Origin of the sequence: Bacillus sp. SM2101 (genome assembly GCF_018588585.1) — a bacterium.
GTDB classification, from domain to species: domain Bacteria; phylum Bacillota; class Bacilli; order Bacillales; family SM2101; genus Nanhaiella; species Nanhaiella sioensis.
In genome coordinates this window covers 153032-172374 of record NZ_JAEUFG010000010.1, presented here as the reverse complement: position 1 = coordinate 172374, position 19343 = coordinate 153032, and the positions used below count along the sequence as shown (strand labels likewise).

14 protein-coding genes are annotated in these 19343 nt (G+C 36.1%); all 14 read right to left on the bottom strand.

The features are described 5' to 3' along the window. Positions 1 to 75: 75 nt before the first annotated feature. Positions 76 to 1035, bottom strand: coding sequence for an ornithine carbamoyltransferase (argF, locus tag JM172_RS12065; protein WP_214482590.1), 960 nt, complete (start codon positions 1033 to 1035; stop codon positions 76 to 78). Beyond that, positions 1035 to 4175 carry a carbamoyl-phosphate synthase (glutamine-hydrolyzing) large subunit gene (locus tag JM172_RS12060; protein WP_214482589.1) on the bottom strand — a complete coding sequence of 1047 codons (3141 nt, stop codon included), beginning with the start codon at positions 4173 to 4175 and terminating at the stop codon, positions 1035 to 1037. The genes argF and JM172_RS12060 overlap by 1 nt, the downstream gene beginning before the upstream one ends. Next, a complete protein-coding gene (locus JM172_RS12055) occupies positions 4168 to 5250 on the bottom strand; it encodes a carbamoyl phosphate synthase small subunit (RefSeq protein ID WP_214482588.1) in 1083 nt (360 codons plus the stop codon). The genes JM172_RS12060 and JM172_RS12055 overlap by 8 nt, the downstream gene beginning before the upstream one ends. Positions 5251 to 5325: 75 nt before the next feature. Beyond that, positions 5326 to 6489, bottom strand: a complete 1164-nt coding sequence (locus JM172_RS12050) for an acetylornithine transaminase (RefSeq protein WP_214482587.1) — start codon at positions 6487 to 6489, stop codon at positions 5326 to 5328. Positions 6490 to 6739: 250 nt separating this feature from the next. Beyond that, positions 6740 to 7507: an acetylglutamate kinase gene (argB, locus tag JM172_RS12045; protein WP_214482586.1), complete on the bottom strand. Its 768-nt coding sequence runs from the start codon at positions 7505 to 7507 to the stop codon at positions 6740 to 6742. 11 nt (positions 7508 to 7518) lie between these two features. Continuing rightward, entirely contained in the window at positions 7519 to 8745 is a 1227-nt protein-coding gene (argJ, locus tag JM172_RS12040) for a bifunctional ornithine acetyltransferase/N-acetylglutamate synthase (RefSeq protein ID WP_214482627.1), read from the bottom strand. A gap of 61 nt (positions 8746 to 8806) precedes the next feature. Then, on the bottom strand, positions 8807 to 9838 hold the full coding sequence (gene argC, locus JM172_RS12035) for an N-acetyl-gamma-glutamyl-phosphate reductase (RefSeq protein ID WP_214482585.1): 1032 nt from the start codon (positions 9836 to 9838) through the stop codon (positions 8807 to 8809). Between the two features lie 325 nt (positions 9839 to 10163). Continuing rightward, entirely contained in the window at positions 10164 to 10877 is a 714-nt protein-coding gene (locus JM172_RS12030; protein WP_214482584.1) for a YwiC-like family protein, read from the bottom strand. Between the two features lie 643 nt (positions 10878 to 11520). Further along, positions 11521 to 12492 (bottom strand): NAD(P)H-dependent flavin oxidoreductase, encoded by a 972-nt coding sequence (locus tag JM172_RS12025; protein WP_214482583.1) that lies wholly within the window; start codon positions 12490 to 12492, stop codon positions 11521 to 11523. Between the two features lie 32 nt (positions 12493 to 12524). After that, positions 12525 to 13304, bottom strand: a complete 780-nt coding sequence (locus JM172_RS12020; RefSeq protein ID WP_214482582.1) for an enoyl-CoA hydratase/isomerase family protein — start codon at positions 13302 to 13304, stop codon at positions 12525 to 12527. Between the two features lie 52 nt (positions 13305 to 13356). Beyond that, entirely contained in the window at positions 13357 to 14874 is a 1518-nt protein-coding gene (gene menE, locus JM172_RS12015) for an o-succinylbenzoate--CoA ligase (RefSeq protein ID WP_214482581.1), read from the bottom strand. A gap of 85 nt (positions 14875 to 14959) precedes the next feature. Beyond that, on the bottom strand, positions 14960 to 16504 hold the full coding sequence (locus tag JM172_RS12010) for an AMP-binding protein (RefSeq protein WP_250886633.1): 1545 nt from the start codon (positions 16502 to 16504) through the stop codon (positions 14960 to 14962). 295 nt (positions 16505 to 16799) lie between these two features. Beyond that, complete coding sequence (locus JM172_RS12005) at positions 16800 to 17951, bottom strand: acyl-CoA dehydrogenase family protein (protein WP_214482579.1); 1152 nt, start codon at positions 17949 to 17951, stop codon at positions 16800 to 16802. Between the two features lie 215 nt (positions 17952 to 18166). Then, positions 18167 to 19318: an acyl-CoA dehydrogenase family protein gene (locus tag JM172_RS12000; RefSeq protein WP_250886632.1), complete on the bottom strand. Its 1152-nt coding sequence runs from the start codon at positions 19316 to 19318 to the stop codon at positions 18167 to 18169. Between the last annotated feature and the right edge of the window lie 25 nt (positions 19319 to 19343).

Below are 19343 nucleotides of genomic sequence, written 5' to 3'. Positions count from 1 at the left end.
TAAAGAGTGTAAAGAAAAACTCCCTTTATAAATTTATAAAAGGGAGTTTTTTACTACGATGTTTATGTTAACTAACTAACTGAGTATCTCTTGCAATAATGCTTTTTGAACGTGTAAACGATTCGCAGCCTGTTCAAATACTACAGAGTGATTGCCATCTATAATTTCAGCAGTAACTTCTTCACCTCTATGTGCAGGTAGACAATGTAAAAATTTAAAGTTAGACTTAGCTTTCTTGATTAAATTTTCATTCACCTGAAATTGTTGAAACACTTGTAACCGCTCTGCCTGCTCCTTTTCTTGGCCCATACTTGCCCACACATCAGTGTAAACAAAATCAGCCATTTCTATAGCATGATATGGATCATGAGAAATGTCAATCGAAGCCCCGCTTTCTTTAGCAAATTGAGAAGCTAGTTTAAAAATTTCACTATCAGGTTCATATCCTTTAGGGCAAGCTATGAAACAATCTAAACCTACTTTAGCCGATGCTATCATTAATGAATGGGCCACATTATTCCCGTCTCCAACGTAAACTAGTTTAACACCTTCAAAAGTTTTGTTCGTTTCATAGATTGTTAATAAGTCAGCTAATGCTTGACATGGGTGAAATTGATCTGTAAGACCATTAATGACAGGAATTTTAGCATGTAACGCTAATTCTTCAACTGTGCTATGAGCAAACGTTCTAATCATAATGGCATCTGCATATTGTGATAATACTTTTGCGGTATCTGCTATTGTTTCTCCTCTACCTAATTGTAAATCATTACTATTCAAAAATAGCGCGTGACCACCTAATTGCGTCATCCCTACTTCAAACGACACACGCGTTCGTGTTGAAGGCTTGTCAAATATCATAGCTAATGTTTGACCATCTAGTACCTTACTATGCTTTCCGCTTTTACTTGCCTTCTTCAAATATAATGCAGTGTTTAATAAATACATGATTTCGTCGATATTCAATTCACTTAGTGTCAGCAAATCCATACCCTTTAATTGAATATTGGTCTTCACTTTTGGTAGAGCTGCCATTATATCACCACTTCCTGCGTTAATTTAGATTTTTCTTGCCACTCTTGTATCGAATGCATCGTAAATTTCTTGTGAGAAATTGCTGTGAAAAACGCTTTCACTGTCTCATATTGAGTGAATACTTGTTTATTATGAGCGATAGATTTTATGCGATTAGTCAATGCTTTTTTTCCTTCATTTATACTAATCACTGCTAATGCTTCTTTTTTCTTCAGCCAAACATCAATATTTACATCTTCTACTGCTATTAAACCAGCTGCTTCAATCTCGTGATATAGCGTGTCCTTTAATTCATCTTGTTCGTCATCAAGGTCAATAAATATTTCATTACTTCCTTCGTTTGACTGAAGATAAGAATGAAATGTCTTTGCGAGTGCTTCATTTATCGTTAACGCAATGCTAATCCCTTCTCCAGTAGCTTTCATTTCTGGTCCAACAGTCGGGTCGACCCCATTCAACTTGTTTATGGAAAAAACAGGGGATTTCACAGTGTAATACGGTTGATTCTCTAGTAACCCTTTGTTGCCATACAGTTGATCTAATGTATATTTCCCAAGCAATAATTTTGTCGCAATTTGTATAATAGGTATATTTGTTACCTTACTCACAATAGGAACTGTTCTACTAGCCCTTGGATTAACTTCAAGTACAAAAACATCACCTTTGTTTATGACGAATTGAATATTCATCACACCTGTGAAAGATAGCTTTTGAGCAATTCTTTCCGTATAGGCAACAATTTTGTCTCTTTCTTCTTCTGTTAAACTATATGCTGGTAAAACAGCATAACTGTCACCTGAATGAACTCCTGCTCGTTCAATATGTTCAATGATCGTTGGAATGACTATATTTTTCCCATCCGATAACACGTCAATCTCCACTTCTTTGTCAGGGATAAAGGCGTCTATTAATACCGGGTACATTCTCTGTGTTTGTTTATTCATATATTTTTTTAATTCCTGCTCTGATGAATACGTGACCATGCCCTTCCCACCAATAACGTATGAAGGTCTCAGTAAAATCGGATAACCCATTTCACGCGCTTTCTCTAATATGTCATACTCATTTAACGCTATTTTGCCAGGTACATGTGGTACATCAATTTCCGATAGAAGCTTGTAAAAAAGACCTCTGTCTTCTAACAGGTTTACACTATGATGGGAGGTTCCAACAATTTCAACACCATAATTTTCTAACTTTTGAACAAGATTAATTGCAGTTTGACCACCAAACTGAACGATTACTTTTTCGACACCTTCTGCTTCTATAACATTTAATACATCTTCAAAGATCAATGGCTCAAAATATAAACGATCTGCTGTTTCATAATCCGTGCTTACAGTTTCTGGGTTATTGTTTATCAAAATCGTTTCATACCCTTCTTGTTGTAAGGCAAAACAAGCATGAACTGAACTATAATCAAACTCGATTCCTTGACCAATCCGTATAGGACCAGAACCAATAATGAGTACCTTTTCTTTTGAAGAAGCTGCTAGTTCGTTTTCTCCAAAATAGCTAGAATAATAATAGGCTGTTTTCGTCTTAAATTCAGCTGCACAAGTATCTACTATTTTATAAGAAGGAACAATTCCTAACGCCTTTCTTTTACTTCTTACATCAAGCTCATTGACATTCCATAACAAAGCGATGTACTCATCTGAAAAGCCTTTTTCTTTCATCTGTTGCATTTCTTCTTTTGTAACACTATTTAATGACAATTGTTTTATTTTCTGTTCAAAGTCAATTAGTTGCGAAAATATATGCAAAAAGAAATAATTAATCTTCGTATGCTCAAATATAACATCGACTGAAATTTCCCTGCGTAATAATTCAAGAATTACGAATAACCTTCTATCATCAGCTTCCTTTAGAAGTTTCAGGAGGGATTCTGTAGCAAATTCACATAGCTCTTTTAACAACAATCCGATGCTTTCAAGTTCAAGTGATTGAATTGCTTTTTGAATGGCCCTTTCAATATTCCGGTCAAGTGCCATGACTTCTCCTGTTGCCTTCATTTGTGTACCTAATGTCCGATCCGCAGCCGGAAATTTATCAAACGGCCATCTCGGGATTTTAACCACAGTGTAATCTAAACTTGGTTCGAAGCTTGCAAAAGTATAACCAGTTACTGGATTGGTTAATTCTGCTAATGAATAGCCAACTGCGAGTTTAGCGGCTATTTTTGCAATTGGATAACCTGTAGCTTTTGATGCTAATGCAGATGAACGACTTACTCTTGGATTAACTTCTATTAAATAATATTGCTTACTGTATGGATCAAGTGCAAATTGAATATTGCACCCACCGATAATACCTAAAGCTGATATGATCTTTATAGATGCTGTTCTTAGCAATTGATATTCATTGTCAGAAATTGTTTGAGAAGGTGCAACAACGATTGAATCCCCTGTGTGTATTCCGACAGGATCAATATTTTCCATATTACAGATCGTAATACATGTTCCCGTTGAATCACGCATTACCTCATATTCTATTTCTTTAAAGCCAGCTACACTTTTCTCAATTAAACATTGAGAAATCGGGCTCGCTAATAACCCATTCGTTACGAATGACTTAAACTGTTCTTCATTGTAGGCGATACCACCACCTGTTCCTCCTAATGTATATGCAGGGCGTATAATTATGGGAAAATCTACTTTTGTTGCAAAACCTAGAGCACCTTCCAACGTTGTGACAATTTCACTTTCAGGAACTGGTTCATCTAGTTTTTTCATAAGTTCACGAAATTCTTCTCGATCCTCACCCTTTTTTATCGATTCAATTGAAGTGCCTAATAAGCGAACACTATATTTTTCTAATGCACCTTCTTCATATAATGAAAATGCAAGATTTAACCCAGTTTGACCACCTAGTGTTGCTAACAATCCATCTGGTCTTTCTTTAGCAATAATTTTTGTTACGCAGTCAACTGTTAATGGTTCAAAATAAACAACATCAGCATACAAATCATCTGTCATAATTGTTGCCGGATTGTTGTTAATTAAAATCACTCGGTACCCTTCTTCTTTTAATGCTTTACATCCTTGTGTGCCTGAGTAATCGAATTCTGCTGCCTGACCAATAATAATTGGACCTGACCCAATGACTAGGATGCTTTGAATTGTTGTATCTTTAGGCATACACTTTCTCACCCCTAACCGCACAAACACTATCTATAAATTCGTCAAAGACCCATTCACTTTCAACAGGCCCTGGATTAGCCTCAGGGTGGTATTGAACTGTTAATATAGGTAACGTTTTATGTGTTACACCTTCTATCGAACGATCATTTACATTGACAAAACGTGGTTGCAATGAAGTTTCACTGAGACTATGTTCATCCACAACATAACTATGATTTTGTGATGTCATAAAAACTTTATTATTTGTTAAATCACGCACTGGTTGATTAGCACCGCGATGACCAAAAGATAACTTTAATGTATCCGCTCCAAATGATAAGCAAACGAGCTGATGTCCTAAACAAATTGCTAAGGTCGGGTAATTAGATAATATTTTTTTTAATTCACTTTTGATGTTTTCAAGTGCCTTTGGGTCTCCTGGACCATTAGATAACAATATACCATCAGGTTGAATTTCAGTAATTGTGTTATAGTTTGTATAATATGGTACGATCGTTACCATACAGCCACGTTTTATCAATTGTTCAACAATTGATTGTTTGTATCCAAAGTCTATAACTACAATGTGTGGAAATCCCGTACCTAATGTTTGAATGTTCTTAGTAGATACTTCAGCAACAGCCAACTTTTCTTCATGTAAATGCTTTATTTTGCTAAAATGCGTATGCGGTATATGAGATATTTGTCCTAACATAGTGCCACTATCCCGAATTGTTTTGACGATGGCCCTCGTATCAATATGTGCAATTAATGGAACATTCCATTTCCTCAAATACTGTTCTAGTGTTTTCTCAGCTTCAAAATGATTTAATGATTCTTTCGCTTCGTACACGATTACTCCAGCAACATGTGGTTTGTTACTTTCAAAATCTACAGCGTTAATTCCATAGTTCCCTATTAAAGGATAAGTAAAAACAATAATTTGTCCTTTATACGAAGGATCAGTGAGAACCTCTTGGTATCCTGTCATTCCTGTAAAGAACACAACTTCACCAGATATATTAGTCGAAAGAGGTGATTTTATGTCCCCTTCGTAGACATTTCCATTCGTTAACGTTAAATATGCTTTCATGCTACACCTCTTTTTGTATTTTTATTTATTTTATTGAATTTTTATGCATTTTGGATTAAAAAAATAACCCGATAGTTATTTAGCTACCATTGTTATATCTGATACAACTTTACTAATGATATTTATTGCATAATTTATTTCATCATAGCTTACTGTAAGTGGTGGTAATAGCCGAATCACATGTGGACCTGCTGGTAATACAAGTAGTCCTTCCTCACGGACTTTCGATATAATATCTGTAACATTGATATTACAAGCAATCCCTATCATCAATCCTTCCCCGCGAATTTCTTCTATGAAGCTTACATCCTTACAAACATCACTCAGTTTATTCGTTAAATAGGCTGCTTTTTGTTCAACTTGCTGTAAAAAAACATCATCAAATATGATTTCTAATGTTGCTTTTGCTGCAGCGATAGCTATTGGGTTTCCACCAAATGTTGAACCGTGAGAGCCTGGACCAAATGTATTGATTAGATTCTCAGTCCCAATCATTGCACCGATGGGTAAACCACTTCCTAACCCCTTGGCAACAGTAATAATATGTGGTGAAATACCAAATTTTTGATATGCAAACTTAGATGCCGTTCTACCAACCCCTGTTTGTACTTCGTCAACAATAAGGAGTGCTCCATACTTGTTACATAATTCCTCAACCCTTAGTAAAAAATCACGCTCAGCTGGTACAACTCCACCTTCACCTTGAACAATTTCTAGCATAACGGCTGCTACATGACTATCAATCACTTTTTCTATCGCTTCGATATCATTAAATGGTAGATAAAGAAACTCTTCTAATAAAGGTCCAAATCCATCATGAACCTTATCCTGCCCTGTAGCCGTCATCGTAGCAAATGTTCTGCCGTGAAATGACTGTTTAAATGTAATTATTCTTGATCTATTCGTATGTTTTCTTGCTAGTTTAATTGCTGCCTCATTTGCTTCAGCACCACTGTTACAGAAGAAGACTGCTGAACCGTTACTATTTTCAACAAGTAGACGTGAGACTTCTTCCTGTGAGTCAACATGAAACAAATTTGAGACGTGCCAAAATGTTTGTAATTGTTTTTCTATTGCTTGTTGAACTTTTGGATGACGGTGACCTAGATTACATACGCCTATTCCAGACACAAAATCTAGATAACTTTTGCCCATTTCATCAGTGATATGTGAACCTTCAGCTGAAGCAACATGAATGTCCCAACGCTGATAAGTAGGAAATAATGTTTCTTTCGTCATTGTAAGCTACCTCCCAATTAGAAAAGCGCAAGCGACTGTATCATCCCCGACAAGCACTGGACACATTTCACATGAAGGCGTCTTTTTTCCTTCGGTTGAAATTGCGAAGTGGTCTCGAGGGATAGGTGCTAGAGCTAGATATAGATAACCCCTGTATAGCGAATGATTCTCTGCAAAAATATTATACTTTCCATTTATTAAACAAATTCTTATAATGCACTCTTTATTGATCAAGAGTTATAAAAAACTCTTACATTTTTCTTATTTTCGTTCCGTGCAACGACCCGCTGGCAGATAAGATGCTATTTTTCCCGCTGACAATCATCACTTCTTGTAGTTTGTCTGATAATGAGTGAATTGCTGCTTTGACCTTTGGAATCATACCTCCATAAATCGTCCCATCACTTATCATGCCATTAATTTGGTTTTCAGATGCTTCTTCTAAAAGAATACCATTTTGTAATATACCTGGAACGTCTGTAACAAACAATAATTGCTTTGCATTGAGTGCTTCAGCAATACTCCCTGCTGCTGAATCAGCATTAATATTGTATTTCCCCCCTTGTGAACTCATGCCTATTGGTGCAACAACTGGGATGTAGTCATCGTTAAGTAGCGTTATAAGCAAATCTACGTTTACATGATCAACTTCACCTACGTAACCTAGCTTCTCAAATTCAATAGGCTTCACTAGCAACATTTTGCCATCACAACCTGATAGTCCTACAGCTTTGAGACCATATTGAGATAAATTAGTCACAAATTGTTTATTAACCTTTCCAGCTAAAGTCATTTCTACTACATCTAACACATCTATTGTCGTTTTACGTAAGCCATCAACAAATTCCACTCGTATGTTCATACGTGACAATAATTGGTTAATAACTGGCCCTCCACCGTGTACAATAACCACTTTCTTTCCTCGTTTTTGAAGTTCATGGAGCGCTTTGAAAAACTGTGCTGAAAGCTCTGTTATAACACTTCCTCCACATTTAATTACGATGATGTCATTACTCATCTCCATCCTCCTTACGTTCGGTAGCTTGCATTAATTTTGACGTAATCATAAGTTAAGTCACAGCCCCATGCTACTCCTTCGCCATCACCTATATTCAAATGTACCTCAATATAAATATCATCATTTGCTAAATATGCTGTTGCTCTTTCCTCGGAGAACGGCTGTGGTTGACTCGCAATTAACATCTTTATTGAACCGACCGTAATATCTACAGTATTTGGATTAACTGATCCACTACTATGTCCAATCGCCCCAATTATTCTTCCCCAGTTCGCATCATTACCGTAAATCGCTGTTTTAACAAGGTTAGAACCGACAATTTGTTTAGCCATTTCCCTTGCTTCATCGTCGTTTACTGCACCTTTCACTTTCACTTCAATAAGCTTTGTTGCTCCTTCCCCATCACGAGCAATTTGTTTAGCTAAATCTTCACAAACATGCATTAAAGCTGTGTAAAACTGCTTCCATTCAGAGTGTATTGGGGTTAATGGTTCATTATTAGCTAGCCCATTAGCCATCACAATAACCATGTCATTAGTAGATGTCTCACCATCAACAGTTATTTGATTGAATGATTGATTCGTTATTATTCGTAAAGTATTTTGTAAAATTGCTGAATCAATATTGGCATCTGTCGTAATAAATGAAAGCATAGTAGCCATGTTGGGGTGAATCATACCAGAACCTTTAGCTACTCCACCTATTGTCACTGTTTTTCCATCAATAACTGTCTGATAACATGCCTTTTTTGTAACGGTATCAGTCGTTAAAATAGCTGATTCAAAGTGCTGTGCATTTTTTTTCGTTTTGTTAGGTTTAAGTTTTTTTATTCCAGAACGGATCTTATTCATTTGTAATAATTCACCTATTACTCCTGTTGAAGCTACTGCAATGAGGTGTTCTCGCATCGAAAATTGTGTAGCACATAAATTTCTCATTTCATATGCATCCTGCATACCTTGTTCACCGGTGCATGCATTGGCACAGGCGCTGTTTACAACAATAGCTTGAAGCTTGTTTTCAACTGCAATACTTTGTTGCGTAACTTTTAATGGAGGTGCTTGAAAATGACTTTGTGTATATACTGCAGCACATGTGGCTGGTACTTCACTGAGAACAATACCTAGATCATTTTTTGTGTATCTTAAACCTGCATGAACCCCATCCGTTTGAAACCCTTCAGGAGATGTTATCGTTCCTTCTGGCAATACATTAACAGTACCTACTTTTGTTTTCATATTAATCAAACTTATTCCTCCATTATTTTTTTCGTAAGAGAAAGAAAAATATATATGACATCTATGGATAAACAGGTAGTAAATTTAAGCCAGTATGTTCATCCATACCTAGTAAAATATTTAAGTTTTGAATAGCCTGACCTGCTGCTCCTTTAACTAGATTATCAATCACTGAAACAATTGTAATTCTTCCTGTTCTTTCATCATTCATCAATGCAATATCACAATAGTTTGACCCATAAACTTCCTTCGTTGATGGAAATACATCCTTTACTCGTACAAAATAATGCTCATCATATGCACACTTATAAATATCATACAGCTCCTCCGTTTTGAGCTGTTTTTTAGGCTCAACATACATTGTCGCCATTATACCTCGAGTCATTGGAACAAGGTGGGTGCTAAATGTAATTGGTTGAATGCTACCATTCCAATTAAGGAGCATTTGCTCTATTTCTGGAATATGCTGATGTTGATTTACTTTATAGATTTTTAGATTCTCATTTGTTTCAGCAAAATGAACAGAGGTAGCTAAACTTCTTCCTGCACCCGAAACACCTGATTTTGCATCAATAATGATCGATTCTTCCTTAATTAAATCCATCTGAACTAAAGGTGCTAAACCTAGCAGTACCGCCGTAGGGTAACAACCGGGATTTGCAATAATCTTAGCTTCACTAATTTTATTGCTATTCCACTCGGATAATCCATATACAGCTTCCTTGACAATTTGAGATGGAGCTGGAGTCTTGTTATACCATCTTTCATAAGTTTTATTATCTTGTAGCCTCAAATCACCTGATAAATCAATGATATGTGTATCATATTCACTGAATTGTGATGTCAATTCACTAGATACACCAGCTGGTGTTGCCATAAATACCACATCTACCTCACTACCAATTTTGTCAATATCAATACTTTCTAACTGAAATTTCAAACTTCCAGATAAATGTCCATACATCTGCCCTAATGGTAATCCATCATTAGAAGATGAATGAACAGAATGAACATTAACGACTGGATGTTGCTGCAATAAACGTAATAGTTCTACTCCTCCATAACCTGTTGCACCGATTACAGCAGCTCTCATCTGCGATCCCCCTCTATTTCTTAGGCAGCATTGATTCACTCAATTCAAAGCTACACCTCTGTCTTTGTCATGTTTTTTTGAACATCACGTAAAATTAGTTTTCATTATAATACTGAATAAATATAAAATCAATTGTATTTTTATAAATAAATTATAAAAACCATAAACTATTATATAAATACTATTAATTACGCTGTAAAAATAGAACAAACATTAAATCTACCTATTTTGTAGCTTAGTTGAATATTGACCTTATGAAATAAAAAGAGCTAACCTTTAATAGGTTAGCTCTCATTATAAATACGATATACATTTCAATGCTATTTTAGACTAACACTACAACGACTAAGAAAAAATAAACAGCATTTATAATTTCCCAGATACCTACTTTCAAAACAGAAACATTTTTTCCATAAAAGTAAAAAGCACGGACTACACTCGGTATATACGCAATAATAAACCAAGGGTAGCCACTTACAAATAATATAACTATGATTCCTAGATGGTATCCCCAAGAAAGCCAACGGTATGCATTATTTTTCTTCTCTCTTATCATTGTTTTCACATAAAATGTACTTCCTATAAAGAAGAACATTGATAGTAACAAAATACCAATAGCAACAAAATCTATCGTACCAGTCCCCCCATAATAACTAGCTACTCCACCGATGCTAAATGATGTAATTGCACTCATGTCATTTAGTAGAGCACGTTCTTGGTTTTTCTTTGCAAAATACACATTTACCACGAAAAAAGGCAACATGACGATGCCAAAATAAATAAGTTTATAATTAATAATTAATGCTACAACTAAACAAATTAGAGCTGGAAACATATAAATAAATGTCCATTTTAGATAAAATTCGCGTCGCTTTCCTTTCAAAAACATGAGCAAAGGATATGTACCTAAATAAAGTAATAGCCAGCCACCAAATAAGGGGATATGTATCATAGAAGGCTGCCCTGCAAATATTCCTACCAAAAATGGGATGAGTAACATAGCCCATGCACCGTGTTGTTTCGGAATCAAAGGTTTCATACTCGTTCACCTCACCTAAACTTTCTTAGATGTTATTATAATGAAACAACATAAAACAATAAGTGAGATAAATCACAAAGTTACAGTCCCTTCCAAGGCATCTTTGACTTTTTATTAACAATTTACAAAAATGTTGTGTATAGCCTAATTGTAAGCTCTTAAAAGGCTAGAATAACTTCTGGTCCTAGCCTTTCAATAGAGTGGTTATGATAAGGATTGTTGTTTTCTCACGCTGAAAATAAGCGCAACTAAAGTTTCGTGACACCTTTCCGTCTATTAAGGCTAAAAACAGCAATAAGGTTAAAGTCATGGGTAACCTTCCGATATTTTAACTTCATTAGATGAGAGTGATGTCCATACAGCATGTTTTCCTTTGGCTGTTTTCACATTTTCCTTATAAGATTTAAGCACGTATACATTTAGCGTACGTGATAACTTTTTAATTATTGTGCACCTATACAACTCATCATACTGTCCATTTTTAGTAATGCTGTTTTTGCATTGATTGTTGATTTTCTTATTAAAAAATAGTCAACTAGCGCTTTTCTGCTGTACATAGTTGACTTACATATAAACCACTTATATAGTACTTGGTAATAATTTGATAACAATAGCAACAAAGTTTACGAAAAGAGCCTTAAAGCTAAACGAGCGTTTCAGACAACCTACCTTTAGCTAAATGATACTCATTTTGCATTTCCTCAATAATTTCAGCAACTGTTTGAGCTCTACTTATCTGACCAACTCCTTGCCCTGCTGAAAAAATATCCTTCCATGCTTTCGCATTTGTTTGGTTCATAAATGAAAAGTCAACAGTTTGTTTCTTTTCAAGTTCATTTATATCAATACCAGCATTTAAAATACTTTCCTTTAGGTAATTAGCGTATACACCACTAATGGCATCAGTATAAATAAGATCATCTACAGAAGCATCTATTAACATATCTCTATAATCTTCACTTGCAAAGCTCTCCTTTGCACTTATAAATCTCGTTCCAATGTAAGCCATGTCCATACCTAAAGCTTCAACTGCAAGAATATCACGTCCCGTCGTGATGCAACCTGCCAAGACTGTAATGCCATCCCAAAATTTTCTTACTTCTCCTGCAAAAGCAAAGCTATTAATTGTTCCAGCATGCCCTCCTGCACCTGAACATACTAGAATTAAGCCGTCAACTCCCGTTTTCGCAGCTTTGCGAGCATGAGGAATGTTACTTACATCAGCAAAGACAAGACCACCGTATTGATGAACAATTTCAACAACAGCTGACGGATTTCCAAGTGATGTAATAACAATTGGGGGCTGATATTTAGTTATTAACCGTAAGTCTTCCTCATATCGCGGATTTGTTTGATGAACGATAAAATTGACAGCCCATGGTGCAACTTTCAGTTGAGGGTCTTCTTTTTTTGCAATAGCTAGCTCTGTTGAAATTTCAGCCATCCAATCTTCTAATATATCTACTGTTCTAGCATTCAATGTTGGAAACGAACCTATGACACCTAACTTACAACTTTCAATAACTAACTTTGGACTTGATATGAGAAACATTGGTGCTGAAATGACTGGTAAAGTTATATTTGTAGTCATATGTTTCGGCAGTTTTTCGTTCATTATCTTTCCCCCCTTTTTAATTCATACACTAATTACCTACCAGAAAATTGTGGTTGTCTTTTCTCAAAAAATGACGTTACTCCTTCTCTATGATCTTTCGTTGTAAAGGCAATACCTTGTGCCATAGCTTCTTCAGCTAAAATTTGATCAAAGCTTGATTCAAAACTATGGTTTAAAATTGACTTAGCTAATGCAATTGCATTTGGAGCACCTTCTGTTATTGTTTTCGCAAATTCAACTGCTCGTTCCATTAAATGTTCTGCAGATACTAATTCAAGCACAATACCATATTCAAACGCTTCTTTTACAGTAATTTTTCGTCCTGAATACATAAGCTCCTTTGCCCTTTGTAACCCAACGGTGCGCGGTAAAAGAAACATTCCTCCCATATCAGGAACTAGACCAATTTTTGAAAAAATTTGAGAAAAAACAGCTTTCTCTGAAGCTAAAACAAAGTCACAACAAAGAGCTAAATTAAACCCTCCTCCAACTGCTAATCCATTGACAGCTGCAATAACTGGCTTTTCCAAAGCATAAATTCTTTTAAGTAAATCATGTCCCTCTATCAAATATTTACGCCCGTTCACTGCATTCAAATCTGGAAAATCAGTTACGTTCCCTCCTGAACTAAATGCACGACCAGTACCTGTCAAAATAATACTTTGCACATGTTCATCCTTCTCCGCTTTTCGAATAGCTCCTTCAAGTTCCTCAATTAAATCAAAAGACAGTGCATTTAGCTTATCAGGATTATTCAACGTAATTACAGCTGTACGATCTAGCAATTCGTATAATACTAAATTATTCATCATTTTATGTTCCTCCTTTTGTTTCTCTTATAAAACTAAGACAGTTTAAGTACTATCACAGCATGCTTCTTAGTTGAGTTTTTAACACTTTGCCAGTTGCATTTCGAGGTAGATTAGAAAGTAACTCTATATGTTTAGGAATCTTATAATTTGCGAGCTTTCCATTACAAAATGTTGTGAAGTGTTCGATTGTCAAATTTTTGTCGGTATCATGTAGGACAATATATGCCCTAGGGACCTCACCCCATGTCTCATCTACTGCCCCAACTACGGCAACTTCTTTGATATCAGGATGCTTATATAAAACTTGTTCCACTTCTGCAGGATAAATATTTTCTCCACCACTTATAATCATATCTTTCTTTCTATCTACAATATAAATAAAACCCTCATCATCCATTCTGGCTAAATCACCTGTATAGAACCAACTATCTTTAATAGCCTTCTTCGTTTCAAGTGGTTTATTCCAATATCCAGCAAACACATTAGGGCCTTTGACTAATAATTCACCAACTTCACCATGTTCTACACGGCTTCCTAAGTCATTAACAATTTTCACTTCCGTGTGTATAGGGTTCTTACCAACTGAACCCATCTTTCGATAAGCATTTTTAGCATCTAGTAAGCTTACAAATGGAGCTGTTTCAGTTAATCCAAACCCTTCATATAACGGTACTTGTCTTTGCTGAAAAAATTCAATCACTGTGAGAGGACATGGTGCGCCACCAGAAATGCAAAATCGAAAAGATGATACATCATAGTCATTAATGAGGTTAGAATGTAAGAGAGCCATCCACATTGCAGGAACAAGAAATAGACTAGTTACTTTATAAGCTTGGATCGCATGTAGTACCTTATCTGGTTGAAAATGGTCTTGAAGAACGACAGTCCCTCCTTTATATAGTACAGGGGTCGTAAGAATATTCATCCCACCAATATGGAATAAAGGTGCCACAGTTAAAGTAATGTCATCTTCTTTGAAAGCCAAAAATTGAATCGCATTAATTGCATTCCATTGTGTATTTCCGTGAGTTAACATTGCTCCTTTTGGTTTTCCAGTCGTACCAGACGTATACATCATCATATGAACATCTTTTTCGCTCAGTTCAAATTCAGGCTCATTCCCCAATGACTGATCTATTAAATTTTCGTAAGATAAATCTACTAAATCTGGAGAGTGACCAACATGGATGAAATAATTTAAGTCTTTTATTCTTTCACGCAATGCATTCACTGCTTGAGTCATTCTTTCATCGTAGATTAAATGACCTGTTCCAGAATCTCGAACAATGTATTCAATTTCATCAATGCTAAGACGAAAATTTATCGGTACAAAAATAGCACCAATTTTAGCACAAGCAAACATCGTTTCCATACATTCATTTGAGTTAAAAAGGAGAGCATTAACTCTATCTCCAAATCGAACTCCTAGCTTAAGAAAACTATTAGCCAGTTTATTAACTCTAATATTTAACTCCTTATACGTGATTGTTTTATCTTTGTATATGAGAGCAGCTTGTTCAGGTCTCTGTTCACTATGATATGTTAGCCATGACCCTATTCCTTTGTTCATTGTGTTAACCCACCTTTCACTTATTTACTTGTTACTTAGTCTTGTTTCGAAAAAATGTTTTTGTCAGAGTGAATGGTATTTTTTATTAAGACTTCGCGTGAGCATAGTGTTCTTGATATTGTTTTCGAATATGATGTTTCTGTATTTTTCCAGTGGATGTCATAGGTAATTCATTTACGATAACGACATCCTTAGGAACCTGGAATCCTCCTAAATATTGCTTGCAATATGCAATAATTTCTTCAGCCGTTAAATCCATTCCCTCTTTTGGAATTACAAATGCAGTCACTGCCTCACTCCAGTGATCGTGTGGCAACCCTACAACTACTACATTTTGAACTTTAGCGTGATTAATAATTGTTTGTTCTACCTTTATAGATGCCACATTTTCTCCACCAGTTTTAATCATGTCTTTTTTTCGATCTACAAAAACCATTTGTCCCTCATCATCCCAATAACCTAAGTCTCCTGTATGATGCCAATCAAACATACGCGTTTGCTCGGTAGCTTGTTTATTATTTAAATATCCATTCATGACGTTCGGACCACGGTGGACGATTTCACCGACTTGATTTTTACTGAGGATGTTACCTTCGCCATCCATAATCACTGTATCGTTAATTAAACTACTCGTACCCCAATAAGATCCGAATCGGCGTAACTGTTCTTCTGGTTTAAAAAACATCGTACCTGGATACATTTCTGTTTGCCCAGTACCTAATAAAAAATTTGCATTCAATTCGGTTATGCCTTTTTCTAAAGTAAACTTATCCATAGGAGCCATCCCATACATACACGTTTCGAGAGATGAAAGATCATAGTGTTCTCTTTTTGGATGATGAATAATGGCTCGATACATAATAGGTAAGGCAAACATAACCGTAACCTTTTCCTCTTGGACTGTTTGCATAAAAGCCTCTGGTTCAAAAGCTTTATAAATGATATTCTTTGCCCCTATATTTATAAACGATGTAAGAAATGCATGTTGCGCACAATGAAACATCGGTAACATAATCGTTACGACATCCTCTTGCTTCAATTTGTTTTCAATAATGTTTGCTAAGCTTGATACATAGACACTCGTATGACTGATCATGACACCTTTCGGGTTTCCTGTCGTTCCACTCGTAAACATAATTTGAGCTACATCACGATCATGAATATCAACTACCGGTTCATCTGTAGATTCGTCATTGAAAGCAGCAAGAAATGCTAATTGTTCTTCTGAGGTGTTATTAAAATATAATAAGTGTTTTGCCTTTAAGCTCTCATAATCTTGCCTTAACAACGGTGCATCACCAAGGATGATCGATGCCTTCACCTCATCGAGAATATATAGCTTTTCTTGGATTGATATATGCGGGTTAATGGGTACCCATGTTAATCCTGCTTTTGCTATACCAAAAATAGCGATTACATGTTCGTAGGAATTCCCAGCAATGGTAGCTACACAATCACCTTTGTTAAATTCATTATTTAACAAATAGTTAGCAAATTGATTAACTGCATTGTCTAGTTGTTTATACGTTAACTCAACGTCACCATCAACAAGGGCTATTTTTTCAGGCACTCTGTTAGCTGTTCTTCTTAACATATCCCCAATGGCAATTCTGTTGATCTCGTTAATCATCATATGAACACCTCTTTTTTTGATATTTAAGCCTTACTTATCCATGACCAGCTTGCTATTATAGAGCAGATACTTACATAATATTAAAGCGCTTTCATTAACGGAGAGCGAATGAAATCCCGTCGACCAAAGAGTTGATATATACTTAATAGAGTTGGGTATACTATCCCTCTGACATAAGGTTAAACTAATTCAGCATAACAGTTGTTATATTTGATGTGAAATTTTAACATCATCAATAGAGTAAAAATCAGTTTGTAAAATCGATCTATTAACGACTTCATTTCTTAATTTACTAATCTACTATTTGTAGTTGCTTTGATAGAATTTCATTCATAATTTGTGTCGTACCACCTCCAATCGATTGGACTCTAGCATCTCGCCAATAACGTTGTACATCATATTCCATCATGTACCCTGCCCCACCAAAGATTTGCATAGCTTCATCACAGACCCTATTTACCATCTCCCCAGCATAAACTTTCGCAAATGTCGCTTCAGTCGTGATGTCTTTACCTTCATTGAATAAATATAACGCTCGATAAGTCATATGCTTTGCTTTTTCAATATCTACAGCCATATCAACCATTTTGTGTCGATTCACTTGAAATGCTGAAATTGGTTGATTAAATTGTATTCTTTCGGAACTATATTTCATGCTTGCCTCCAGTGCCATTTCCGCCTGAGCTACACATGCTAACGATAAGATAATTCTTTCCCATTGAAAATTTTTCATAATATAATAAAAGCCATCGTTCACTTTTCCAATTAGATTTTCTTCAGGTATTGCTACGTTTTCAAAGAATAACTCCCCAGTATCAGAGCTTCGCCAACCTAGTTTTTGCAAAGGCTTTCCAACATCGAAGCCATCCCATCCTGTTTCAACGATAAACAAGCTAATATTTTTATGCAGTGGCTCATTTCTCGTTTTGGCAGCAACTACGACATAATCGGCATTTACACCATTTGTAATGAACGTCTTTGATCCATTTAACTCATAATATCCATCTTTTTTTGTAGCAGTCGTACGCAGAGAGGAGACATCACTTCCAGCGTTTGGCTCAGTTATCCCAAGGGCTCCCACCATATCCCCAGCAATCGTAGGTTGAACATATTTTGTCTTTTGATGATCGTTACCAAAATTCAAAAGAGGAGTCATGGCAATTCCAATGGAGCCTCCAATCGCAGCACCTACACCACCCGAGCCACATTTTGTTAACTCCTCAAGAAAAACGGCTTCAGTAATATAATCTAAACCTAATCCTCCATACTTCTTTGGCACTTTAATACCTAAATAACCTAGGTCTCCGATTCGCTTAAAAAGGCTGCGTGGGATTTCACCTTCCTTTTCCCACTCATTAACATAAGGCTTGACTTCCTTTTCCACAAACTTTCGAACGGTTCTACGAAATAATTTGTGTTCTTCAGTGAAGATCCAGTGAGTCATGAACAATTCACCCCCAAAAAAATTGAAATTCAAAAAATAGCACACACCTCACCAACACATGCACTGTCGTCATTTCTGTTCGCTTCGAATGAATGACTTGAGTTAAATTTTTCTAGACAAGTGAGCTAAAGGCGTAAAAATAGTTGAAACAGCTAGAGAGGTTGGGTTCAGTGGCTAAACAGTCAGAAAAGCTTTCGATACAGCAAAACTCTTTCTTATAGCTCCATTTGCTTAGCGATAATTTCTTTCATAACCTCATCGGTTCCTCCGCCAATACGATACACTCTAGAATCACGCCAAATTCTTTGAATTTCATTTTCTAGCATATATCCGCTTCCTCCGAAAATTTGTAATGCTCGATCTGCTACCCAATGGCACATTTTTGCAGATGTTAACTTTGCCATGGATATTTCTTTACTAGGTACTTCACCATTTGCAAACCTGTACGCAGTAGCATAGGTTAATTCTCTACAAAGCTCTATTTCAGTTTTCATTTCTACCAACAAGTGTGAAATGACTTGATTGTTGTTAATAGTTTGATTGAATTGCTTTCTCGTTTTGGCATATTCCAAAGCTAAATTATACGCATGATCAGCCATACCGATTGCCCCAGCGGCAGCTATTAATCGCTCTCCTTGTAGTTCCCACATAATTTGTGCAAAACCTCGCCCTTCTTTCCCTAACAAGTTTTCATGTGGTACACGTACATCCTCAAATACAAATTCAGCAGTATCAGATGAGCGCATACCTACCTTGTTTAGCTTTCTACTGACAGTACAGCCAGGACGATTCGTTTCAACTAAAAACAGACTGATACCTTTATACCCTGGACTATCAGAAGTTCGTGTAACGAGTGTAATAAAATCAGCACTCGGACCATTTGTAATAAACGTTTTTGCTCCATTGATAACCCATTCGTTCCCATCTCGTTTAGCTCTCGTTTCAATAGAAGCTACATCAGATCCGTGATTTGGTTCTGTAATCCCAATTGAAGCGATTTTTTCACCTCGTAACGCTGGCTTCAAAAACTTTTGTTGCTGTTCCTCTGTACCAAATTCCAATATAGGTGGAGTTGCCATATCAGTTTGAACAGCAACAGCCATTGGAAAACCACCAGCTCCACATTTCGCAAGCTCTTCAGCTAACACAATACCAGAGAAATAGTCCCAGCCTTGCCCTCCAACTTCTTCAGGGTAACGCAGTCCTAAAAATCCGAGCTCACCCATTCTTGCCATCATTTTTCTAGGAAAGCCGCCAGCTTCTTCCCACTCATCTACGAAAGGAATTACTTCCTTTTGAACGAATTTTTTTATCGTTTTTCTTAACTGTTCGTGTTCATCTGAAAAATACGGTTCATACTTAATCATTACCACTCCTTTCTTAATGAAATAT